We start from the raw sequence: 19,946 nt of genomic DNA, 5'->3' as shown, positions 1-19,946 counted from the left end.
GGTTCGCGACAGGCTCGGGGAGTAAAAGGCGCCATTCCGGGCCGGTTCCGACCCGCCCGGTGGGAGGAAACAAGGTTTGGAGGAACCAACGATATGCGCAAGACCAATATCTTTGCGGCGCTCGCCGCGGTGGCTGCCTTTGCGGCCCCTGCGCTGGCCCAGGACTTCACCCCCGAAAACCCCGAATGCATCGCCCCGGCCAACCCCGGCGGCGGCTGGGACTTCACCTGCCGTCAGGTCGGCAAGTCGATGCAGGATCTTGGCCTGATCGACAGCACCATGCAGGTCGTGAACCTGGCCGGTGGCGGCGGTGGCGTGGCCTTTGCCGAAGTGGTGAACAAGCGCAACGACGAAAACGACCTGATCGTCGCCGCCTCGACCGCGACGGCCACCCGCCTGGCCACCGGCGCCTATCCGGGCAACACCATGGACCAGGTGCGCTGGCTGGCGACGATCGGCGCCGATTACGGCGTGATCGCGGTCTCTGCCGCGTCCGAAATCGAGACGCTGCCGCAGCTGATCGACCAGATCAAGGCGGACCCGACCTCGATCGCCATCGCGGGCGGTTCGGCCGTGGGCGGCTGGGACCATCTCAAGGTTCTGATCGCTGCGCAGGCCGGCGGTGTCGAGAATGTCCGGTCGGTCAAGTACATCGCCTTCGACGGTGGCGGCGAGGCCGTGACACAGTTGCTGGCCGGATCGGTGCAGGCGTTCTCGGGCGACATCTCGGAAGCCAAGGGCTTCGTGGATTCGGGCGACATCAAGGTGATCGCCGTGCTGGCACCCGAGCGGCTGTCGGGCGACTTCAACAAGTTCCCGACCGCGATGGAGCAGGGCATCGAGGCCGTCGGCGCCAACTGGCGCGGTTTCTACGCGCCGGGCAACATGTCGGACGCGGCTTATGATTACTGGGTCACCCAGATCAAGACGCTGTATGACTCGCCCGAGTGGAAAGAGGTGATGGCGGCCAACGGGCTTGAACCGCTGGACCTGCAGGGCGCGGCGTTCCAGGAATTCGTCGCCGGATCGGTGGCCAAGATCCAGACGCTGACGGCCGAGATCACGCAGTAATCAACCAGGCGACGGAGCGGCGCACGTGCCCGCTCCGCTGCGCGCCGGCGCCACGGGTGCCGGTGCCCTGACTAGGATCGTTCCGCCGCGGCCGGGTCGGCCGCGCGGCGATCCTGACGAACAGTCACATTTCGGGAGGACACCATGAGCGACCGAATTCTGGGCGGCGTCGGCCTTTTGCTGGCTTTGTTCTTCATCTGGCAGGCGACCCTGATCCAGGAAAGCCCATTCTCAGACATCGTGGGGCCGACGGTGTTTCCGATCATCATCTGCGCCGTCCTGGGCCTGAGCGCGCTGTATTTTCTGGTCAAGCCTGACGCCGAACCGACCTGGCCACCTGCCGCGCGGCTTTTCGAGATCGCGATGGCCGTTGCCGTCATGCTGGCCTATGCCCAGCTATTGCCGGTGCTGGGCTTCCTGATCGCGACCGCTCTGGCGTCGGCCTACCTGACCTGGCGGCTGGGTTCGCCGCCGCTGCAATCGGTCTTGGTGGGCGTGCTGACTTCGGGCGGTATCTATCTCGTCTTCCGCGTGATCCTCGGGCTGTCGCTCGCCAAGGGTCCGTTCGGTTTCTGATCCGGGGGAACAACCATGGACGTACTTGCATCCCTTGGCGACGGTTTCGCGGTCGCCTTCACCTTTCAAAACCTGATGCTTGCCGCGCTGGGCTGCTTTCTGGGCACGGTCATGGGCGCGCTGCCCGGGCTGGGCCCTTCGAACGGCGTGGCGATCCTGATCCCGCTGGCCTTCACCCTGGGCCTGCCGCCCACCGCGGCGCTGATCCTGCTGACCTCGGTTTACTACGGCGCGATGTATGGCGGCCGGATCAGTTCGATCCTGCTCAATATCCCCGGCGACGAACCGGCGCTGATGACCTGCCTCGACGGCTATCCGATGGCCCAGCAGGGCCGCGCGGGCGAAGCGCTGGCCCTGTCGGGCGTGGCGTCCTTCGTCGGCGCGTTCCTGGCGACCTGGGGATTGGTGTTCATCGCGCCGCAGCTGGTCAAGGTCGCGCTGCTGTTCGGACCGGCGGAGTATTTCGCGCTGTTCACGCTGGCCTTCGCCACGCTGGGCGGTATCTCGTCCACCAACCAGGCCAAGGCGGCCTTTGCCGCCACCCTGGGTCTTTTGATCGCCATGATCGGGGTCGATGGCCAGACCGGCGTGCCGCGCTTCACCTTCGGCGAGGTGCATCTGTATGACGGCATCGATTTTCTGGTCGCGCTGGTGGGCCTGTTCGCGCTGTCCGAGGTGCTGATCTTTCTCGAACACCGGCATGGCGAATCCGATGCCGCACACAAGAAGATCGAGATCGGCCGCATCACCCCATCGCTTTCGATGCTGAAATACTGCACGCCCACGATGCTGCGCACTTCGGTGCTGGGCTTTGTCGCGGGCGTTCTGCCGGGGGCGGGCGCCTCGCTGGGCTCGTTCATCTCGTATTCGATGGAAAAGCGGCTGGTCGACAAGAAGGGCACTTTTGGCACCGGCGATCCGCGCGGCGTCGCGGCGCCCGAGGCCGGCAACAACGCCGCCGCGGGCGGTGCGCTTGTGCCGATGCTGGCGCTTGGTGTGCCGGGTTCGGGCACGACCGCGGTGCTGCTGGCGGTGCTGCTGGCGATGAACATCACCCCCGGCCCGCTGCTGTTCACCCAGAACCCCGACGTGGTCTGGGGTCTCATCGCGGCCTTGTTCATCGGTAACTTCATGCTGCTGGCGATGAACATCCCGATGGTGGGGCTGTTCACCCGCGTGCTGCTGGTGCCGCCACGCATCCTGATGCCGATCGTCGCGATGGTGTCGTTCGTCGGGATCTACGGCATCTCCGGCTCCAGCTTCGATCTGATGGTGATGGTTGCCTTCGGCGTGCTGGGCTGGATCCTGCGCAAGCTGGACGTGCCGCTGGTGCCGATCATCCTGGGCATCCTGCTGGGCAACGCGATGGAGGCGAACTTGCGCCGGGCGATCTCGATCTCGAACGGCGACTGGTCGACGCTGGTCGGCTCGCCCTTGGCCATCGGGCTGTGGGTGATCGCCTTCGTGGGCTTCATCCTGCCGATCATCTTCGGCGCGGCGTTGCGGCGGCGGATGCGGTTGGCCCGCGCCAAGGAGGACGAGGGCGAACTGGTCGACTGACTTTGCGCAACCGGCATCGAGAAACCGCCCGGCGCCGACCGCCGGGCGGTTTTTTCTTTGCCCGGCGGCATCCAGGCGGCGCCGGCGGAAAAGATCTGTGGTCAGCCCAGATCGGCCGATGTGACCGGTACCAGCGCGCCCTTGGCCTGAACCACCCGGGCCGCCAGGCGTGCGGCGCGGGCGATGGCGTCGGGCAGCGGCATCTGTGCATCGAAGGCGGCGAGAATGGCGGCGTTGAAGCTGTCTCCTGCCGCCGTGGTATCGACGATGGCGGTCACCGGAGCTACCGGCACCACGCCTGCCGCGCCGTGGTCGCGGAAATGCACGGGTTCCGCGCCGTCCTTGACGATCACCGTCGCGGCCCCGGCATCCGCATAGCGCTGCGCGGTCGCGGCGGGGTCGGCATCGCCGAACCACTGCGCTTCGTCCTCGTACGAGGGCAGGGCGACATCGGCGACGGCGGCACCCTGCATGATCGCCGCGCGCATTGCCGACGGGTCGGACCAGAGCCGCGGGCGCAGGTTGGGATCGAAGACGATCCGCTTGCCCGCGCTGCGGGCCTTGCGCAGACAATCCAGCAGCGTTTCGCGCGCCGCACCGTCCAGGATGGCCAGCGTGATGCCCGAGAAATAGATCAGATCGGCATCGTCCATCGCGGCCTGAAGCGCGCCGGCATCGTCGGCCAGCCGCCGCGCCGCGGATTGGCCGCGCCAGTAGGAAAAGCTGCGTTCGCCTTGGTCGAGCGTGATCAGGTAAAGACCCACCGTGCGGTCCGGCACCGCGCGAAGATGGGCGTCGTCGATGCCGCTGGCGACGACGAAAGCGCGCATGTTCTGGGAAATCGCGTCGGTGCCGACGGCAGTGAAATATGACACCTCCACGTCCGGCGCGATGCGCGCCAGATACCAAGCGGTGTTGAACGTGTCGCCGGCAAAGCCCAGGCGATAGTCGCCGGGGCGATCCGAAGGCGCAAGTTCGGCCATGCATTCGCCGATCGAAAGAACGCGCATGACGCCTACAGGAAATCGTCGCGGCGCGGCGTGAAGCAATCCACCAGCGTGCCGGGTTCCAGACAGACGCAACCGTGGGTCAACCCCGACGGAATGACAAAACTGTCACCCGGGCCGACCTCGCGTTCCTCCTCGCCCAGGGTAAAGCGGAAGCGACCGCTTTCGACGTAGGTCGATTGCACGTGCGGATGGCTGTGCGGATCGCCGGTGGCTCCCCTCGCGCCGAAACGAAATGCGACCACCATCAGTTCGGGATGGTCGGACAGAACCTGGCGGGTGACGTTTTCACCGGTCGGCACGATTGGAAATCCGGACATTTGCGATCCTCCCACGGGTGTCAGGAAAACAGCATTCCGCCGTTGATGTCGATATTGGTGCCGGTGATAAAGGCGCTGTCGCTGCAAGCAAGGAACAGGACAAGGTTCGCGGTGTCCTCGGTCGTGCCCTGCCGCTTGAGCGGCGCGTTCGCCTCGTAACCGCGCCGGCCGGCATCGGGTGTGTGGACGTTGTGGAAATCGGTGTCGATCATGCCGGGACAAAGCGCGTTGACCCGGATGTCCGGCCCCAGTTCCTTGGCCAGCCCACGGGTCATGGTCATCACCGCGCCTTTCGATGCGGCGTAGGCCACCGCACCGGGCCCGCCGCCATCGCGCGCGGCCTGGCTGGCGAGATTGACGATGGCGCCGGATTTCAAGTGCGCCAGCGCCGCCTTGGTCATCATGAAGGTGCTGGTCAGGTTCAGGTCCATCACCGTCCGCCAGTGATCCAGCGGCATTTCGGCGATGGTCTTGCGGGCCACGAGCCCTCCGGCGTTGTTCACCAGGATGTTGACCCCGCCGAATTCCGACACGGTCCTGGCCACGAGCGCATCGACATCATCCTGCTTGGTCAGATCACCCTGCATGGCGAAGGCCTTGCCACCGGCTGCCGTGATCTTTTTCACCGCCTCGTCGGCGCCGGTTCCGCTGGAGAAGTAGTTGATCGCGACGCTGGCCCCTTCGGATGCCAGTTTCAGGGCCACGGCCAGGCCGATATCGCGCCCGCCGCCCGTGATGATCGCGCTTTGTCCTGCCAGTTTCATGTCTTGTCCTTCCTGTCGGTTTGTCCGCCGGCCTTGGCGCCGACATCGAATGTCTTGGGAACAACGACCTTGAAGCTGCGGTCGTCGGCATCGGTGAAATAGAGGTCGCAGTCGTAGCCCTGGTCGTCGAGAAAGCTGAAGACGCGGCGCGGAGCGGACAGCGGATAGGGCACCAGCAGGGTCGCGATCCGGTGGCGCGTGGCCTTGGGAAAGCGCGCGGTCAGGCAGGTGCTTTCGGCCAGACCCGCGATCTCGGCGGGATCGACATCGGAAAAGCCGGTGAACTGCGACAGCTCGGGGGTTCCTGCTTCGGACCACAGGAACTGCCCGTAAAAGCCGGCCTTTTCGCCCGAATACCGGAACGTGCTGTTGCCCAGTGTCATCGGTGCGTTGGCGTGCAACAGCCAGTCGATCGAAACCGGGCTGTCGGCATCAACCGCGTCTACGATCACGAAGTATTCGCGGTTCACGAAATAGACGTCGCGCAGCACGCTGGTGACCTCGGGCGTGAGGCTGCGGTATGCCGCTGTCGCATCGCCGCGAACATAGATGTGGTCGCCCCTGTCTTCGGCTGTGGCGATGCGGCCGGTCGCGCCCATCGCCTGGACCTTGTCCTTGCCCGAATACTGCCCCTTGCCATCGATCAGGATGGCGTTCTTGGATCGCGTCTGGCGCCGCCAGTTCTGATGCATGGTCGAATTGAACGCCACGTACCAGCCCGACTGGATGGCGAGATCTTCGCCGAACCCCGCGAGACAGAACGCGTTCTGGTCGCCATGGCTGTGGCTGATCGACCCGTAAGGCGAGGATTTCATCACGAACTGGATGTGCTTGTCGGGCTTGTCCATGTCGTGCTGGATCGCGACCCAGCCGATTCCCTTGAACCAGCGCAGGCCGCTATCCGGCGGCGCGGCCTCGACCTGCGGGAAATCGGAGCGGTAAGTCATCTCGTCGAAATGGAAATCCCACCAGCCCCAGTTGTAGAACTCCATCTCGGTGCCGGGATTGGTGCGGGTGATCTCGTCGTAATACCACTGGTAGGCGCCGTTGCCCGTGACCCCTGCGAACTGGCGCAGGTTGAAGCCGATCTTGACCGCGGGCAGGTCGCCCATGGTGCTGTCATCGCCAAAGGTGGCGCGGCGGGTGTCGGGTGCCTTGGTGTAAAGGGGGAAATCCCCGGTCTTCTGGAAGAATGGCCGCCGGTAGAGATCGAAGCCGACATAGCCTTTCAGCAGGTTGGCGGCGTCGATCAGATACGCCATGCCGGTCATCCAGTAATGCGGCCCCTCGGCCCAGCCGCCATCGCTGTCACCCCAGGGCGAATAGACCGTGGAGAGGAACTCGATGGCATAGTGCAGCCAGTCCTCGGCCTCGTCCGCCTCGTCCAGCAATGCGATGGCTGCTGGCACGATGACCGCCGAGACCGCGCGCACGGCGTGGCTGTCGAAAGGGAACAGTTGAATCCTGGCATTTCGGATGACGTGATCGGCGGTCTCGCGGGTGCGCGCCAGCAATGCATCGCGCACCAATGCGCGTTCGCTGTCGTCCAGCAGGTCATGCAGCCAGTCGTAGCCCCAGGCCAGAGCCAGGTTCACCCGGAACGCCCATTCGTCGGTATAGGCGCGCGACGTGGTGCCTGCCGGGTTCCAGCGCGCGGCGGACAGCAGCCATTCCTTGGCACGGGCGCGCATCTTGTCGTCGCCGGTCACCGCGCCGCCGACGGCGAGGTGACGGATCGCGTAGAGCAGTTCCTGGCAATCGATATAGGTTTTCCGCCAGATCGACGCGACGCGCTTGTTGTCCGGATAGCCCGCGGGCTCGGCCATGATCTCGCGGTCCATCCAGGGCAGGACGGATTTTTCGTAGAAGGTCGACCACGTGCAATGGCCGGGATCGGTTTTGACCGCCGCGCGGAACGCGTCCAGCCGGTCGGGCGTCAGCCACAGTCGGGGATGGGCGCGGGTCGCGTCCTTCAGGCGGGTGGCGCGTGCGGGCAGCGGCGTTTCGGGCAGGCCCGAGGCGATGGTGAACGAACGGGTCGTGCTCCAGGTCGTGACCGGTTTTCCGGTCTCGGGATCGCAGACCGCGTAGGACCAGTGATGGTCGCCCGGCGCAAGCGGCATGTCCGGGGTGAAGAAATTCAGCGGGATGGCGGAGTGGAACTGGGTGGATTTGACCGGGAATGCCGGATCGGTCGAGATACGCAGGACGTAATGCGCTTCGTCCTCGATCACCGGCAGCCAGGTGAACCGTGGCGGGTTCTCGACGATCTCGCGACCCGCGTCGGGGGCGTACTGGATCGTCAGCCGGCCCGCCTTGGGTTCATCGAGAGCGGGAAGGGTCTTGGCGAGCATCTGGTTGGCTTTCCGTATTCGCAGGGGTCTGATTTCGGGCGCGGCCGGCAAGCGACCGCGCCCGAGGTGGCTGGGGAGTGTGTCAGCCGCCGTATTGCCGTTTGTAGGCAGTGTTCATGACGTCGAGGACTTCCTGCATGCCCATCTTGTTGATGGCGGTAATGTAGTCGTCCCAGTCTTGCTTGACGTCGCCGGTACCCAGAACCCAGGCTTGCTGCCGCTCCAGCATGTAGGTCTGGATCGACGGCCAGTACCGGTCATAGACCGCCTGTTCGTCCCTGTTGAAGGCGACGCCGAGGAACTGATCGACCAGAAGATCGTGCTGGTCGTACAGCTCGATCCCTTCGCGCGCGGATTCACGGGTCCACTGCCATTCGTAGCGGTAGTCCTGCGGATATCCGCGGTAGATCTGCGCGCCGATCTCGTACATCTGGCTGTTGACCGCACGGCCGCTTTCAAGGATTTCCGGCTTGTAGATCGGCTCACCGTCGACCATGTCGTAGTGCACGCCTTCGATCCCGAAGTTTGCCAGCAGGCTGCCTTCGGGCGTGAACCAGAAGTCGAAATACTTGATCGTCTCGACCGGGTGCTCGTTGGCATAGCTGATCGCCCAACCGTCCGGCTTGATCGGGATGCGGCGGTGCTCTTCCATCCGCACGCCGTTGGCCGAGGCCGGTGGCAGGAACGGGATGAAGTTGAAGCCTTCGATCTTGTCGGCCAGGGCGGTATTGTAGCCCGAGGTCGAAGCGAACCAGTCATGCGTCGCGCCGCCCAGGTTCTCGCCCAGCAGGTAGTCCCGGGCGGACGAGCCGCGGGTGAAGACTTCGGCGTCGATCAGGCCCTCGGCATACCACTGGGCCACGTTGGCCAGCGCGTCGCGATAGGCTTCTTCGGCATAGGGATGGGCGATCTTGCCGTCCTTGACGTAGAAGTCGTGGTAGGTGTCCGAGCCGGAGGTCCGGGCATCCCACAGGGTCATCAGGCGCAGCACCTCTTCCCAGTCGCGGGCGAAGTAGGGAACCTCGTCCTTCTGGCCGTTGCCGTTCGGGTCCTGGTCGCGGAACGCCTTGAACACCTCGTAGAGCTCGTCGACATTCTGCGGCTGTTCGAGCCCCAGCTTGTCGAGCCAGTCCTGGCGGATGAACCACGCCCGGCCGTATTTGCCGTCCGGCAGGTAGGGAATGTAGTAGACGTTGCCGTCATAGGCAGAGATCGCGTCCAGCAGGCCGGGGCGTGCGTCGAACCACGCCTTGATGTTGGGCGCATGTTCGTCGATCAGATCGTTCAGCGGGATGAAGGCGCCCTCGGGGCCGTACTGGTTGACCGGCTGCTGGATGCGGTTGCCGCCGACGATGTCGGGCAGATCACCTTTGGCCAGAAGCAGGTTCATCGCTTCGTTGTTGTCCTTGGTGTTCTTGCCGGACGTGTCGTCGATCAGATGAATGCCGGTCAGTTCACGCGCCTTTTCTTCGACGGGGTAAATCTGGCTGCTGTCGCCGTTGACGCCATAGCCCTGGGCGCGCGGCCAGTGCATGTGGATCGTCAGTTCCAGAGGCTCGTCGACGATGCGCAGATGCCCGTCGGCCTGGGCGGGCGCCGTGATGGCGGTTGTGCCCAGAATGGCCAGTGTAAGAGAGAGTTTTCGCATTGGTCTCCTCCTGTTGCGAAGCATGGTTATTCCTTCACCCCACCCAGCAGGATGCCCTTGCTGAAGTATTTCTGAAGGAAGGGGTAGATCAGCAGGATCGGGATGATCGAGCAGACGATGATCGCCGCGCTGACGGTTTCGACCGAGTAGGGCGCGTTGATGAGGGTCGCGGCAAAACTCTCGTCGTCGGTCAGTTCGGTGATGACCTTGCGAAGGTAGACCTGCAGCGGGATCTTTTCCTCGTCCTGCAGCAGGACCATCGCCCAGAAGAACCCGTTCCAGCGCGATACGATGCAGAACAGGGCGACCGTCGCGATGGCCGGCTTGCTGAGCGGCACGTAGACCTTCCAGAGCACCTGAAATTCGTTCGCGCCATCCATCCGGGCGGCTTCTTCGAAGGATTGCGGGATCGCTTCGAAGAAGTTGCGCAGAAGGATGATGTTGAAGCCATTGACGGCAAAGCCGATGATGATGCCGAAATAGCTGTCCAGCAGGCCGAGGTCCCGCATGTTCAGGAAGAACGGGATGAGGCCCGCGTTGAACCACATCGTGAACGCCACCATCAGGTTCCAGAACCGACGTCCGTACAGTTGCGGGCGCGACAGGGCGTAGGCACCGGGGATGATGAACGCCAGGCTCATCAGCGTGCCGCCGATCGTGTAGATGAAGGTGTTCTTGTACGAACTCCAGAACAGAGGCTCGCTCAGCACGCGCTTGTAGGCTTCTACAGTGAAGTCCACCGGCGTCAGGACCACGTTGCCGGCGCGCGCCTCGAAGCCGGTGCTCATCGACAGCGACGCGATGTAGATGAACGGGTAGAGCGTCGAGATCGTGAACAGCGCGATCAGCACCATGTTGACGATAACGAAGAGCTTGTCGCCGCGCGAGTAGAGGTTCATGTTGGCCATTCGGTGGTCCCCCTCACCAGAGCGACGTGCGTGAGTAGCGCTTGGAGATCGTGTTCGCGGTCATCACGAGGATGAAGGCCACGACCGCATTGAACAGGCCGGCGGCGGCGGCAAAGTCGTACTGGCCGCCCTGGATGCCCTGCCGATAGATGAAGGTGTTCACCACGTCGGCGGTCTGGTACGTCGCCGGCTGGTACAGCAGGATGATCATCTCGAACGACACTTCGAGGATGTTGCCGATGCGGATGATCAGCATGATGATGATGGTCGGCATGATCGACGGAATGGTGATCTTCCACATCATCTGCCAGCGGCTGGCCCCGTCCACGACCGCGCTTTCGTACAGCGTGGGTGATACGCCCGCGATGGCCGCAAGGTAGACGATCGACTGGAACCCCGCCTCTTGCCAGATGCCGGTCCCGATGAAGATCGGGCGGAACCATTCGGGCTTGGTCAGGAAGTAGATCGAGTCCATCCCGAACCAGCCGAGGATCGTGTTCACGATGCCCGCCGATGGCGAGAACGCCGTGATGACGATGCCCGCGATGATGACAGACGAAATGAAGTGCGGCAGGTACACGATGGTCTGCGCGGTCTTCTTGAATCTCTGGTTCAACACCTCGTTGAACATCAAAGCCAGCAGGATCGGCACCGGGAACCCGAAAAGCAGCCCGTAGAAGCTGATGATGATGGTATTCTTGAGCGCCCGGAGAAATTGTTCGCTGGAAAAAAGCGTCTCGAAATGCTCCAGCCCGATCCACGGGCTGCCTGCGATGCCGCGGAAGATCGAGTAATCCTTGAACGCGATCTGAAGGCCGTACATCGGCTTGTACAGGAAGACCAGCAGCCACAGGATTGTCGGCAGCAGCATCACGTAAAGCTGCCATTCCCGTTTCAGGTGATCTCCGATGCGCTCCATCCGGCCGGATCTGCGAAAACGCTGGGATTCACTGGCTCGTACCACCAGTTTTTCGGTGCGTCCCGTCGTCGGATCGGTCTCGGTGCTCATGACTCGTGCACCTGACCCGGCAGGGCGGTTCCGCTGTCGGCATCGAAAATGCGGATCAGGTGCGGCGGAACGGTGAAGCCCGTCACATGGTCCAGCGCCTGCATGTTGCCGACCGTTTCGGTGCGGATGACAAAGGGTTTGTCGCCCAGGGTTGCATGGATCAGCGCCTCGGAGCCCAGCGTCTCGACGAGATCGACTTCGACCGCGACATGACCGGGTGACGCGGTGTCGGCTATGGTCGCGAATTCCGGCCGGATCCCGACGACGATCTCGCGGCCCTGGCTGTTTCGCAGCGCGGGCAGTTCGGGCAGCGCCAAGGTCTGCCCGTCGAATTCCGCCACGGGCCGGTCCGTGCCATTGCCGACCGTGGCCTTGACCATGTTCATCGGCGGCGCACCCAGAAAGGAGGCGACGAAGGTGTTTGCGGGGTTGAGGAAAAGCTCCATCGGCGTGCCGATCTGCTCGATCCGCCCGTCATGCATGACGACGATGCGGTCGGCCAGCGTCATCGCCTCGACCTGGTCGTGCGTGACGTAGATCGATGTGGCGCCCAGCCGCTTGTGCAGCCGCTTGATTTCTGCGCGCATCTGGGTGCGCAGCTTGGCGTCGAGGTTCGAAAGCGGTTCGTCGAACAGGAAGACCTTGGGCTGGCGCACGATCGCGCGCCCCATGGCGACCCGCTGGCGTTGGCCCCCGGACAGGTCGGCGGGACGCCGGTCAAGGTATTCGGTCAGACCCAGAATGCCGCCGACTTCCTTGATCTGGCGCGCGATTTCCGCCTTGGGCGCCTTTCGGATGCGCAGGCCGAAGGCGATGTTTTCGGCGACATTGAGATGCGGGTACAGCGCGTAGTTCTGAAAAACCATCGCGACGTCGCGGTCCTTGGGCGCCACGCGGTTCATGACCCGACCGTCGATCGACAGCGTGCCGTCGGTGATTTCCTCAAGGCCCGCGATCATCCGCAGGGTCGTTGATTTTCCGCAGCCCGACGGGCCGACAAGAACGACGAATTCCTTTTCGCGGACTTCCAGGTCGATTCCGTGGACCACCTGAACCGCGCCGTAGGCCTTTACGATGCCATCGAGACTTACGCCAGCCATGGTTCCTCCCTCTCATGTGCCGGGTTCGCAGCACACACAGTAGAACGCATGATTCGCGCTCTGCATGCTTTCTGGGATACTAGTAAATTAACTGGTATACTAGTCGAAATTGTTGTAAGGAAAGAGCGCCCGCTTCAAGCAACGGAAAAGCAAGGGAAAAATGTTGGAGGCAAGAAAGCGTGATGGGCCTGGCGGCAAACGGGGCGCGGATCCGTGCCTCGCACGCGATGCGTGCCAAGGCCGGATGCTGCCGGTTTTCGGGCCGCCGACTCCGACCTGGAGCCTTGGGAATGATCGAAAGAAAGCGAAGAGTAGATGGCGCATGTGACCCAGATCAGTGAACGGCGGACCAGCGTCGACGATATCTACGATTACCTCTACGAGGAGATCGCGTCGTTGCGGTTGCGGCCGGGCGACCGGATATCCGAGGCCGATATCGCCACCCGTTTCGGCGTGTCGCGCCAACCGGTGCGCGATGCATTCAGCAGGCTTGCCAATCTCGATCTGCTGTTGATCCGTCCGCAGCGCGCCACCGAGGTTCGCCGTTTTTCGGCGCGCGAGATCGAAAAGGCCCGGTTTGTCCGCGCCGCGGTCGAAATGGAAGCCCTGCGCTGCGCCGCGAAACGGTGCGACACCGAAGGCGCAGAACGGCTGGATGCGGCACTCTCCCGGCAGGAGCGGGCCGTGGCCGCCGGGGATGTGGAACGCTTCGGGCAGTTGGACTACGACTTTCACAAGGCCCTGTGCGAGATCGCCCGCGTGGATTTCGCCTTTGATGTCATAATGCTGGAGAAATCCAAGGTTGACCGGCTGTGCCGTCTGAGCCTGTCCAAGAAGGAACGGATGCCCGAACTGGTCGAAGACCACCGGGCGATCGCCCAAGCCGTCAAGGCGCACGATCCGGATGCCGCGGTGCGGGCCGGCAAGCTGCACCTGTCGCGTCTGGACGAAACCATCGAACAGATCGCGCGCATCAATGCGAATTACTTCGAGCCAGCGGATGCCTGACATCAGGTCGGTGCGATCGCGTGTATCGACCGCGTGATCGCGGCCTTCCCTTCCCGTCACGCCCGTCGCGTGGCGGCCTTGCCCTTTGACACCTGACAGATGTCCTTTCAATCAAACGCCCCCGATCTCGAAGCTGATGGCGGTCCTACGGCCAGAGCCGTTTTCACGCTGGCTTGGCCGATGACGCTCAAGGCGGTCTTTCTCTTTGGGACCGTCGTCATCGACGGCTATCTTGTATCGGCCTTGGGCGAAGCCGCTCTGGCGGCAATGGGCCTGGCTGCGACGACGGCGGGATTCGTCCTGGGCGTGGTGTTTGCATTTTCCAATGCGATGCAGATCCGCACGGCACAGGTGTTCGGCACGCGGAACCCCGTCCTGATGAAATCCGCCCTGGCGTCGGGCCTGGTTGTCAGCTTGGCCCTCGGGGCCGTGGGGCTTGCGTTGCTGGCGGTGTTCGGGCGCGGGTTTCTGAATGCAATGGCGCCGAGCGCGGATGTCGCGGAATTGGCGTGGTCCTACCTGACTATCTTTTCGCTGGTCATCCTGGGTGAAGCGGTATCGCAATGTCTGTCGAGCTATTTCAATGGCTGCGGTCGCACGCGCTTGCCGCTGTACGGATATTGCCTTTCGGTGCCGATAAACGTCGTTGCGAGTGTCGTGTTGATCCACGGTCTGTGGGGATTGCCGGCTTTCGGTGTGGCCGGCGCGGCGATGGGCAGCGCCATCGCAATCGGTATCCAGGCGCTGTTCCTCGTGTCGCAGCTGCGCCGGCTGGATGGACATCTGCGCGGGGTTGCCGGTTGGCACAAGGCCGGTTTCTTGCAGGCCTTGAAATGGCACGTGGTTTTTTCGCTGCCCATCGCGGCGACCTTCATCAGTGCCAACTTCGCCAATCACGTCTGTGCGCTGATCTTCGCGCGGCTCAGCCTCAACGAATTCGCCGCGATGACGCTGATCATGCCCTGGATCATGGTCGCGGGCACCTTTGGCATGCAGTGGGCACAGGCGACGGGGATCATCGTCGCGCAATTGCTGGGGCAGGGGCGCCCCGAGCCGGTGCTTGACCGGTTTCTGGCCAGCGCCTGGCGCGGCGCCTTTGTCGCGGCAGCGGCGGTCGCCAGTGTCTACGCGGTGGTTTGCCTGTCTGCGGCCGCGATCTACACCGACCTCGACGCCGAAACCGTGACGATCCTTGCCGGCTTTCTTCCCGTTCTTCTGGTATTGCCGTTCCCCAAGGGCTCGAACGCGATCTGCGGCAACACGCTGCGCGCCAGCGGCGACACCGTGCATGTCATGCACATCTTCCTTTGGTCGCAATGGCTGTTCCGCGTGCCTGTCACGGCACTGGCGGTGATCTATCTCGACTGGGCCGCCGTCTGGGTGCTGTCGATCATGCTGTGGGAGGAGCTCGTGAAGTTTCCGGCTTTCCACCGTCGGCTGCTGCGCGGTGACTGGAAGCGCTCGGAGGTGGCAGGATGACCCGATCCAAGGAGGATTCGACATGCAGATCACAGACGCACGCGTCTTTGTGGGCGGACCCGGCAAGAACTATGTCACGCTCAAGATCCTGACGGATGCGGGCGTCTACGGACTGGGCGACGCGACGCTGAACAATCGCGAAACGCTGCCCGCCGCCTACCTGCGCGACTACCTGATCCCAAACCTGATCGGGATGGATCCCCGCAATTCCGAGGACATCTGGCAGTTCTTCTATCGCGGCGCCTATTTCCGGCGTGGCCCGATCGCCATGGCGGCGCTGGGTGCCATCGACATGGCCCTGTGGGACATCAAGGCCAAGCTGGCGGGACTGCCGTTGTACCAGCTTTTCGGCGGCAAGAGCCGCGAGGGCGCCATGGTCTACGCCCACGCCACCGGAGCGGATCTGGACGATCTGATGGACAGCATCGCCTGGTATGTCGAACAGGGCTACCAGGCCGTTCGCGTCCAGTGCGGAATCCCCGGCATGCCATCCGCAAGCTATGCCGTGCCGGAACACAAGGGCGCCCGGCGGCATTACATCACCGACTACGCCGGTATCCGGCCCAAGCTCGAAATCTGGGAAACCGACCGCTACATGCGTTTCATGCCCGACGCGCTGGCCGAGATCCGGGCACGGTTCGGCCCTCGGTTGCATATCCTGCACGACGTGCATCACCGCTTGCTGCCGCGTGAGGCGGCGGAATTCGCCAAGGCGGTCGAACCGGTGCGGCTGTTTTGGATGGAAGACCCGACCCCGGCCGAAGATCAGGACGCGCTGAGGCTTGTCCGGCAGCATTCGACGACACCCATCGCCATCGGCGAGGTGTTCAACGCGATCTGGGACTGCAACAGGTTGATCGAAGACGAGCTGATCGATTTCATCCGGGTCGCCGCGACCTATGCCGGCGGGATCACTCCGGTGAAACGGATCGTCGACCTGGCGGGCCTGCACCATGTGCGCACCGGTTTCCACGGCGCGCCCAGCCATTCGCCGATCTGCATGGCAGCGCATGCACATCTGAACGCCTGGGCGCCGAATTTCGGTATCCAGGAATACCTCGTGCTGGGCACGCCGGAATGCGACGCGCTGTTTCCTTCGGAACACCGGATGGAAAACGGCATGGTCCTGGTCAGCGACGCCCCCGGCCTGGGGGTTGATTTCGACGAAACCGAAGCCGCCCGCTACAGCTATGAGCCGGGCAGCCATCCGGTGGTGCGGCTGCCGGATGGCACGATGTGGAATTACTGAATCCGTGGCGCCGCCGCGCTGCCTATTCGAAATACTCGGCGTGGCGTTCGTGGATTTCGCGGATCGTTTCGTCCAGCCGCGACAGATGACGCGTGACCACCGCACGCGCAGCGTCGACGCTTCGGCCGGCCAGCGCACTGGCGATTTCGCGATGGTCTTCCAGAACCGCCGAAGCTTCATACGCCTTGCTCAGGCTCAGCACGCACAGGCGGTCGATCGACCGCTTGCATTGTTCGATGGTTTCGAAGGCCAGGGGATAGCCGCTCAGCGCGCAGATCAGCCGGTGAAACTCGTAGTCCTGAGCGTGAAAGGCGTCGATCTGTCCGGCCTCGATTGCCTCGGCCTGCCGGGCGATATTGGCTTCGAGCGTGTCGGCGCGACGGGTGTCCCAGACCGAACAGGCCCGCGTCACCACTTCCAGCTCGACCGCCAACCGGATAAAGCGCGCGTTCGCGATCTTGGGCATCGAAAACCCGCGTACTTCGGTCGCGCGCTGCGGACGGATCAGCAAGAGATCGAGGTTTCCCAATCGGTTGAAGGCGTCACGCACGGGCTGGCGCGATACGCCGAGACGCGTCGCAACTTCGGCTTCGGATATGCGCGTGCCGGGCAGCAGATCGAGCGACGCGATCTCTTCGTAAAGCGTGTCGAACACCATATCGGTGGTGGTTTTCGAGACCAGGGGCATTGCTGTTTTCTGCATCGGTTCCTTTTCCCTGAGGCCGGTATCTAGCAGGTTTCTCAAGCGGCGAAAGTTGGCGGTGCTACTCTGGCGGCGCGGGTGTGTGTGACGAACACAGTCCGCACGTCGCCAACCCGCAACGAATGCACTTGACAATACTGGGATACTAGTCTCCACTTCGCGAAAGACAAGGCCGCATACGTCGTCGGCCCGGCCACACGGAACCGGTTCGCTGAACAACCTGGTCAACAGGGTTGCGGCATGACCGAGCAAGACCTGGTTAACAAAATCCTAGGGAGGACCTCATGTACAAGACATCCAAGGCATTTCTCATCGGCGCGGTTGCTGCGCTGACAATGTTGGGCAGCGCTTCGTCGGCAGCCGAATGGCGTGGCTGGAACATCCATGTCGAGGGCTATCCGAACACCGTCGCGATGGACAAGTTCGCCGAGTTGCTTGCCGATAAGACCGGCGGCGAAATCACCCTGCAGATGTTCCACGGGGGCACGCTGGGCAGCCAGCCGGACGCCATCGAACAGGTTCGCCTTGGCGGGCTCGAGATCGGCAATTTCAACCTTGGCCCGATCGGCCCTATCGCCGCCGAAGCCAACGTCGTGTCGCTGCCGTTCATCTTCAAGGACGTGCCGCACATGTTCCGCGTCCTGAACGGCGAGGCCGGCGCGATGATCGCCGAAGGCATGGCCGCCAAGGGGTTGGTTCCGCTGGCCTGGTACGATGCCGGAGCGCGGTCGTTCTACAACGGCACCAAGCCGATCAACACGCCCGAAGACGTGGCCGGCATGAAGGTGCGGGTCATGAACAACGATCTTTATTCGGGCATGATCGCGCAACTGGGCGGGAACCCGTCGCCGATGGCCTTTGCCGAGGTGTACCAGGCGCTGAAGACCGGTGTCGTGGACGGGGCGGAAAACAACTGGCCGTCCTATGAATCGACCGGCCATTTCGAGGTGGCGGGATACTACTCGCTCAGCCAGCACCTGATCATTCCCGAATGCGTCTGCATCAACGCCGATGTCTACAACGCGTTGTCCGACGACATGAAGGCCGCGGTGAAAGAGGCGGCGATGGAATCCGCCGCACTGCAGCAGCAGTTGTGGAACGAACGCGAGGCGACGAGCCGCGAGATGGTCGAAAAGGCCGGCGTGGTGACCAACGAGATTGCCGACAAGGCGCCGTTCCAGGCCGCGATGGCCCCGGTCTACGAGGCGTACCTGGCCGCCAATCCCGACCTTCGGCCGTTGGTCGAACTGATCCAGGCGACCGAATAACATCGCCAGACACCCCCGGCGGTTTCACCGCCGGGGGCCCTTCGCTCAGGATCGCATGATGGACGACACCAAACCGCACGCGGATTTCATGACCCCGGTGGATACCGCGCTGGACCGCATAGCGGGCCTTTGCAAGCTGATCACCGGCGTGTCGATGGTCGTCCTGACAGCGATATTCGGCTGGCTGGTTTTCGGCCGCTACGTCTTGAACGCGACGCCGACCTGGGTGGAACAGGCCGCGCTTTTGCTGGTCATGGTCATCGCGTTTCTGGGTGCCGCCGTGGGGGTGCATGAACACACACACCTGTCGGTGTCGGCGCTGCGCAGCGCGGTGCCGGACCGGCTGCGCAAGGTTTTCGTCATCGTGACGGACCTTGCGATGGCCGGGTTCGGGGCGCTGATGTTGATCTACGGCGCGCGGCTGACCGTGTTCAAATGGGATTCGCAAATCCCGCTCATTCAGCTGCCGGAAGGACTGCGGTCGCTGCCGCTGACCGTCGGCGGTGGGCTTATCCTGGTATTTTCTCTGGCGCATCTGGTTCGGTTGGCGCTGGGGCGCGACCTGCGCAGCGACACCATCCAGTAAGGACCGATCATGGGGCTTCTCGTTCTGCTTGGCCTGTTCGCGCTCTGCGTCGTGATCGGCGTACCCGTGGCTTTTGCGCTTGGCATCTCGGCCATCGCCGCCTTTGCCTATGAAGGCTTGCCGCTGATGATCGGCTTTCAGCGGATCATCTCGGGCATCAACGTCTTTTCGCTGATGGCCATCCCGTTCTTCATCTTCGCGGGCGAGTTGATGTTCCACGGCGGCATCGCCATGCGGCTGGTGAAATTCGCTTCGGCCGCAGTGGGCGCGGTGCGTGGCGGGCTGGGCATCGTCAACGTCTTCTCGTCGATGCTGTTCGGCGGCATCTCGGGTTCGGCGGTGGCCGACATCTCGGCGTTGGGGTCGATCCTCGTGCCGGTGATGAAGGAAAAGGGCTATGACGCGGACTATGCCGTGAACGTCACGGTCACGTCGTCGATCGCTGGCATCATCATTCCGCCCAGCCACAACATGATCATCTACGCCATCGCCGCGGGCGGCGGGATTTCCATCTCCAAGCTGTTCCTGTCCGGTGTCGTGCCGGGCGTGCTGATGTGCCTTTGCCTTGCCGTCGCCGCCTACCTGGTTGCCGTGCGACGGGGATACAGCGCCGAAAAATTCCCGGGCCTGACCGCGCTGGCGCTCAGCTTTGTCGGGGCGATCCCCGGCTTGATGACGGCCGTCATCATCGTCGGTGGTGTGCTGTCCGGGGTCTTCACCGTGACCGAGTCCGGCGCGTTCGGCGCGATCTATGCCTTCGTCGTCACGCTGCTGGTCTATCGCAGCCTCACGCTCGAGAAGTTTCGCATTGCGGTCGTATCGGCCGTGCGCACCACGGCGATGGTGATGATCCTGATCGCCTGTGCGGGTGCCTTCGCCTACATGCTGACCTTCTACCGGGTGCCCAACAAGACGGTGGACCTGCTGACCGGGTTGACCGACAACCCGATCATGATCCTGCTGCTGATCAACCTCGTGCTGCTGGTGCTGGGGATGATCATGGACATGGCGGCGCTGATCCTGATCTGCACGCCGATCTTCCTGCCGGTCGCGGCCAGCATCGGGGTCGATCCGTACCAGTTCGGAATGATCCTGCTGGTCAATCTGGGCCTGGGGCTGTGTACGCCGCCGGTCGGGTCATGCCTGTTTGTCGGTTGCGCCGTGGGCAAGCTCCCGATGGAAAAGGCCGTGCGAACGATCTGGCCCTTCTACATCGCGATCCTCGTGGCGCTGATGCTGATCACGTTCGTCCCGGCGATCTCGCTGACCTTGCCATCGCTGATCGGGTCCTGAGGCGCATCTGACCGATGTCTTGAGCCCTCCGTATTGTTGACGT

At 63.3% G+C, this 19,946-nt stretch carries 18 protein-coding genes; 9 read left to right on the top strand and 9 right to left on the bottom strand.

What is annotated here, in order from left to right:
* Positions 1–93 precede the first annotated feature (93 nt).
* From KUH32_RS17515 to KUH32_RS17505, 3 genes are all read left to right on the top strand, one after another.
* The gene (locus KUH32_RS17515) at positions 94–1,071 is read left to right on the top strand and encodes a Bug family tripartite tricarboxylate transporter substrate binding protein (RefSeq protein WP_217779956.1); all 978 of its coding nucleotides are present in this window, start codon (positions 94–96) and stop codon (positions 1,069–1,071) included.
* A gap of 144 nt (positions 1,072–1,215) precedes the next feature.
* Positions 1,216–1,647, top strand: coding sequence for a tripartite tricarboxylate transporter TctB family protein (locus KUH32_RS17510; RefSeq protein ID WP_217779955.1), 432 nt, complete (start codon positions 1,216–1,218; stop codon positions 1,645–1,647).
* A 15-nt stretch (positions 1,648–1,662) separates the two neighbouring features.
* On the top strand, positions 1,663–3,207 hold the full coding sequence (locus KUH32_RS17505; protein ID WP_217779954.1) for a tripartite tricarboxylate transporter permease: 1,545 nt from the start codon (positions 1,663–1,665) through the stop codon (positions 3,205–3,207).
* Positions 3,208–3,308: 101 nt separating this feature from the next.
* Here KUH32_RS17505 and KUH32_RS17500 read toward each other — a convergent pair whose 3' ends face one another.
* From KUH32_RS17500 to KUH32_RS17465, 8 genes are all read right to left on the bottom strand, one after another.
* Positions 3,309–4,217: a sugar kinase gene (locus tag KUH32_RS17500; protein ID WP_217779953.1), complete on the bottom strand. Its 909-nt coding sequence runs from the start codon at positions 4,215–4,217 to the stop codon at positions 3,309–3,311.
* A gap of 5 nt (positions 4,218–4,222) precedes the next feature.
* Positions 4,223–4,534, bottom strand: coding sequence for a cupin domain-containing protein (locus KUH32_RS17495; protein ID WP_217779952.1), 312 nt, complete (start codon positions 4,532–4,534; stop codon positions 4,223–4,225).
* A gap of 20 nt (positions 4,535–4,554) precedes the next feature.
* Positions 4,555–5,298: an SDR family NAD(P)-dependent oxidoreductase gene (locus KUH32_RS17490; RefSeq protein ID WP_217779951.1), complete on the bottom strand. Its 744-nt coding sequence runs from the start codon at positions 5,296–5,298 to the stop codon at positions 4,555–4,557.
* Positions 5,295–7,652 (bottom strand): heparinase II/III domain-containing protein, encoded by a 2,358-nt coding sequence (locus KUH32_RS17485; protein WP_217779950.1) that lies wholly within the window; start codon positions 7,650–7,652, stop codon positions 5,295–5,297. The genes KUH32_RS17490 and KUH32_RS17485 overlap by 4 nt, the downstream gene beginning before the upstream one ends.
* An 82-nt stretch (positions 7,653–7,734) precedes the next feature.
* Complete coding sequence (locus KUH32_RS17480) at positions 7,735–9,300, bottom strand: extracellular solute-binding protein (protein ID WP_254899268.1); 1,566 nt, start codon at positions 9,298–9,300, stop codon at positions 7,735–7,737.
* 26 nt (positions 9,301–9,326) lie between these two features.
* Complete coding sequence (locus KUH32_RS17475) at positions 9,327–10,208, bottom strand: carbohydrate ABC transporter permease (protein ID WP_217779949.1); 882 nt, start codon at positions 10,206–10,208, stop codon at positions 9,327–9,329.
* A 13-nt stretch (positions 10,209–10,221) separates the two neighbouring features.
* Positions 10,222–11,217, bottom strand: a complete 996-nt coding sequence (locus KUH32_RS17470; protein WP_217779948.1) for an ABC transporter permease — start codon at positions 11,215–11,217, stop codon at positions 10,222–10,224.
* Positions 11,214–12,317 (bottom strand): ABC transporter ATP-binding protein, encoded by a 1,104-nt coding sequence (locus KUH32_RS17465; RefSeq protein WP_217779947.1) that lies wholly within the window; start codon positions 12,315–12,317, stop codon positions 11,214–11,216. Before KUH32_RS17465 ends, KUH32_RS17470 begins: the two co-directional genes overlap by 4 nt.
* A gap of 315 nt (positions 12,318–12,632) precedes the next feature.
* Between KUH32_RS17465 and KUH32_RS17460 the strand changes: the two genes are divergently transcribed.
* The 3 genes from KUH32_RS17460 to manD all read left to right on the top strand — a co-directional run bounded on the left by KUH32_RS17460 (position 12,633) and on the right by manD (position 16,053).
* Positions 12,633–13,325 (top strand): GntR family transcriptional regulator, encoded by a 693-nt coding sequence (locus KUH32_RS17460; protein WP_217779946.1) that lies wholly within the window; start codon positions 12,633–12,635, stop codon positions 13,323–13,325.
* A gap of 99 nt (positions 13,326–13,424) precedes the next feature.
* The gene (locus tag KUH32_RS17455) at positions 13,425–14,804 is read left to right on the top strand and encodes an MATE family efflux transporter (RefSeq protein ID WP_217779945.1); all 1,380 of its coding nucleotides are present in this window, start codon (positions 13,425–13,427) and stop codon (positions 14,802–14,804) included.
* 22 nt (positions 14,805–14,826) lie between these two features.
* A complete protein-coding gene (gene manD / locus KUH32_RS17450; protein ID WP_217779944.1) occupies positions 14,827–16,053 on the top strand; it encodes a D-mannonate dehydratase ManD in 1,227 nt (408 codons plus the stop codon).
* A gap of 22 nt (positions 16,054–16,075) precedes the next feature.
* On the opposite strand, the gene KUH32_RS17445 is transcribed toward manD, so the two are convergent.
* Positions 16,076–16,756, bottom strand: a complete 681-nt coding sequence (locus KUH32_RS17445) for a GntR family transcriptional regulator (RefSeq protein WP_217779943.1) — start codon at positions 16,754–16,756, stop codon at positions 16,076–16,078.
* Positions 16,757–17,040: 284 nt separating this feature from the next.
* Between KUH32_RS17445 and KUH32_RS17440 the strand changes: the two genes are divergently transcribed.
* From KUH32_RS17440 to KUH32_RS17430, 3 genes are read left to right on the top strand one after another with little or no spacing between them, the layout of a single operon-like run.
* Entirely contained in the window at positions 17,041–18,024 is a 984-nt protein-coding gene (locus tag KUH32_RS17440) for a TRAP transporter substrate-binding protein (RefSeq protein ID WP_217779942.1), read from the top strand.
* Positions 18,025–18,082: 58 nt separating this feature from the next.
* Positions 18,083–18,610, top strand: a complete 528-nt coding sequence (locus KUH32_RS17435; protein ID WP_217779941.1) for a TRAP transporter small permease — start codon at positions 18,083–18,085, stop codon at positions 18,608–18,610.
* Between the two features lie 9 nt (positions 18,611–18,619).
* Positions 18,620–19,903, top strand: coding sequence for a TRAP transporter large permease (locus KUH32_RS17430; protein WP_217779940.1), 1,284 nt, complete (start codon positions 18,620–18,622; stop codon positions 19,901–19,903).
* Positions 19,904–19,946 lie beyond the last annotated feature (43 nt).

The organism is Thalassococcus arenae, assembly GCF_019104745.1.
In the GTDB taxonomy this organism is placed as follows: Bacteria; Pseudomonadota; Alphaproteobacteria; order Rhodobacterales; family Rhodobacteraceae; genus Thalassococcus_B; species Thalassococcus_B arenae.
Note: the sequence above shows the minus strand (reverse complement) of the source record. Positions and strands in the feature narration are given on the sequence as shown.

Coding starts and splice junctions, on each gene's coding strand:
- KUH32_RS17490 (WP_217779951.1), bottom strand. CDS start 5,298: ATGAAACTGGCAGGACAAAGCGCGATCATCACGGGCGGCGGGCGCGAT.
- KUH32_RS17445 (WP_217779943.1), bottom strand. CDS start 16,756: ATGCAGAAAACAGCAATGCCCCTGGTCTCGAAAACCACCACCGATATG.
- KUH32_RS17515 (WP_217779956.1), top strand. CDS start 94: ATGCGCAAGACCAATATCTTTGCGGCGCTCGCCGCGGTGGCTGCCTTT.
- KUH32_RS17500 (WP_217779953.1), bottom strand. CDS start 4,217: ATGCGCGTTCTTTCGATCGGCGAATGCATGGCCGAACTTGCGCCTTCG.
- KUH32_RS17455 (WP_217779945.1), top strand. CDS start 13,425: ATGTCCTTTCAATCAAACGCCCCCGATCTCGAAGCTGATGGCGGTCCT.
- manD (WP_217779944.1), top strand. CDS start 14,827: ATGCAGATCACAGACGCACGCGTCTTTGTGGGCGGACCCGGCAAGAAC.
- KUH32_RS17435 (WP_217779941.1), top strand. CDS start 18,083: ATGGACGACACCAAACCGCACGCGGATTTCATGACCCCGGTGGATACC.
- KUH32_RS17510 (WP_217779955.1), top strand. CDS start 1,216: ATGAGCGACCGAATTCTGGGCGGCGTCGGCCTTTTGCTGGCTTTGTTC.
- KUH32_RS17440 (WP_217779942.1), top strand. CDS start 17,041: ATGTACAAGACATCCAAGGCATTTCTCATCGGCGCGGTTGCTGCGCTG.
- KUH32_RS17460 (WP_217779946.1), top strand. CDS start 12,633: ATGGCGCATGTGACCCAGATCAGTGAACGGCGGACCAGCGTCGACGAT.
- KUH32_RS17505 (WP_217779954.1), top strand. CDS start 1,663: ATGGACGTACTTGCATCCCTTGGCGACGGTTTCGCGGTCGCCTTCACC.
- KUH32_RS17485 (WP_217779950.1), bottom strand. CDS start 7,652: ATGCTCGCCAAGACCCTTCCCGCTCTCGATGAACCCAAGGCGGGCCGG.
- KUH32_RS17470 (WP_217779948.1), bottom strand. CDS start 11,217: ATGAGCACCGAGACCGATCCGACGACGGGACGCACCGAAAAACTGGTG.
- KUH32_RS17475 (WP_217779949.1), bottom strand. CDS start 10,208: ATGGCCAACATGAACCTCTACTCGCGCGGCGACAAGCTCTTCGTTATC.
- KUH32_RS17465 (WP_217779947.1), bottom strand. CDS start 12,317: ATGGCTGGCGTAAGTCTCGATGGCATCGTAAAGGCCTACGGCGCGGTT.
- KUH32_RS17480 (WP_254899268.1), bottom strand. CDS start 9,300: ATGCGAAAACTCTCTCTTACACTGGCCATTCTGGGCACAACCGCCATC.
- KUH32_RS17430 (WP_217779940.1), top strand. CDS start 18,620: ATGGGGCTTCTCGTTCTGCTTGGCCTGTTCGCGCTCTGCGTCGTGATC.
- KUH32_RS17495 (WP_217779952.1), bottom strand. CDS start 4,534: ATGTCCGGATTTCCAATCGTGCCGACCGGTGAAAACGTCACCCGCCAG.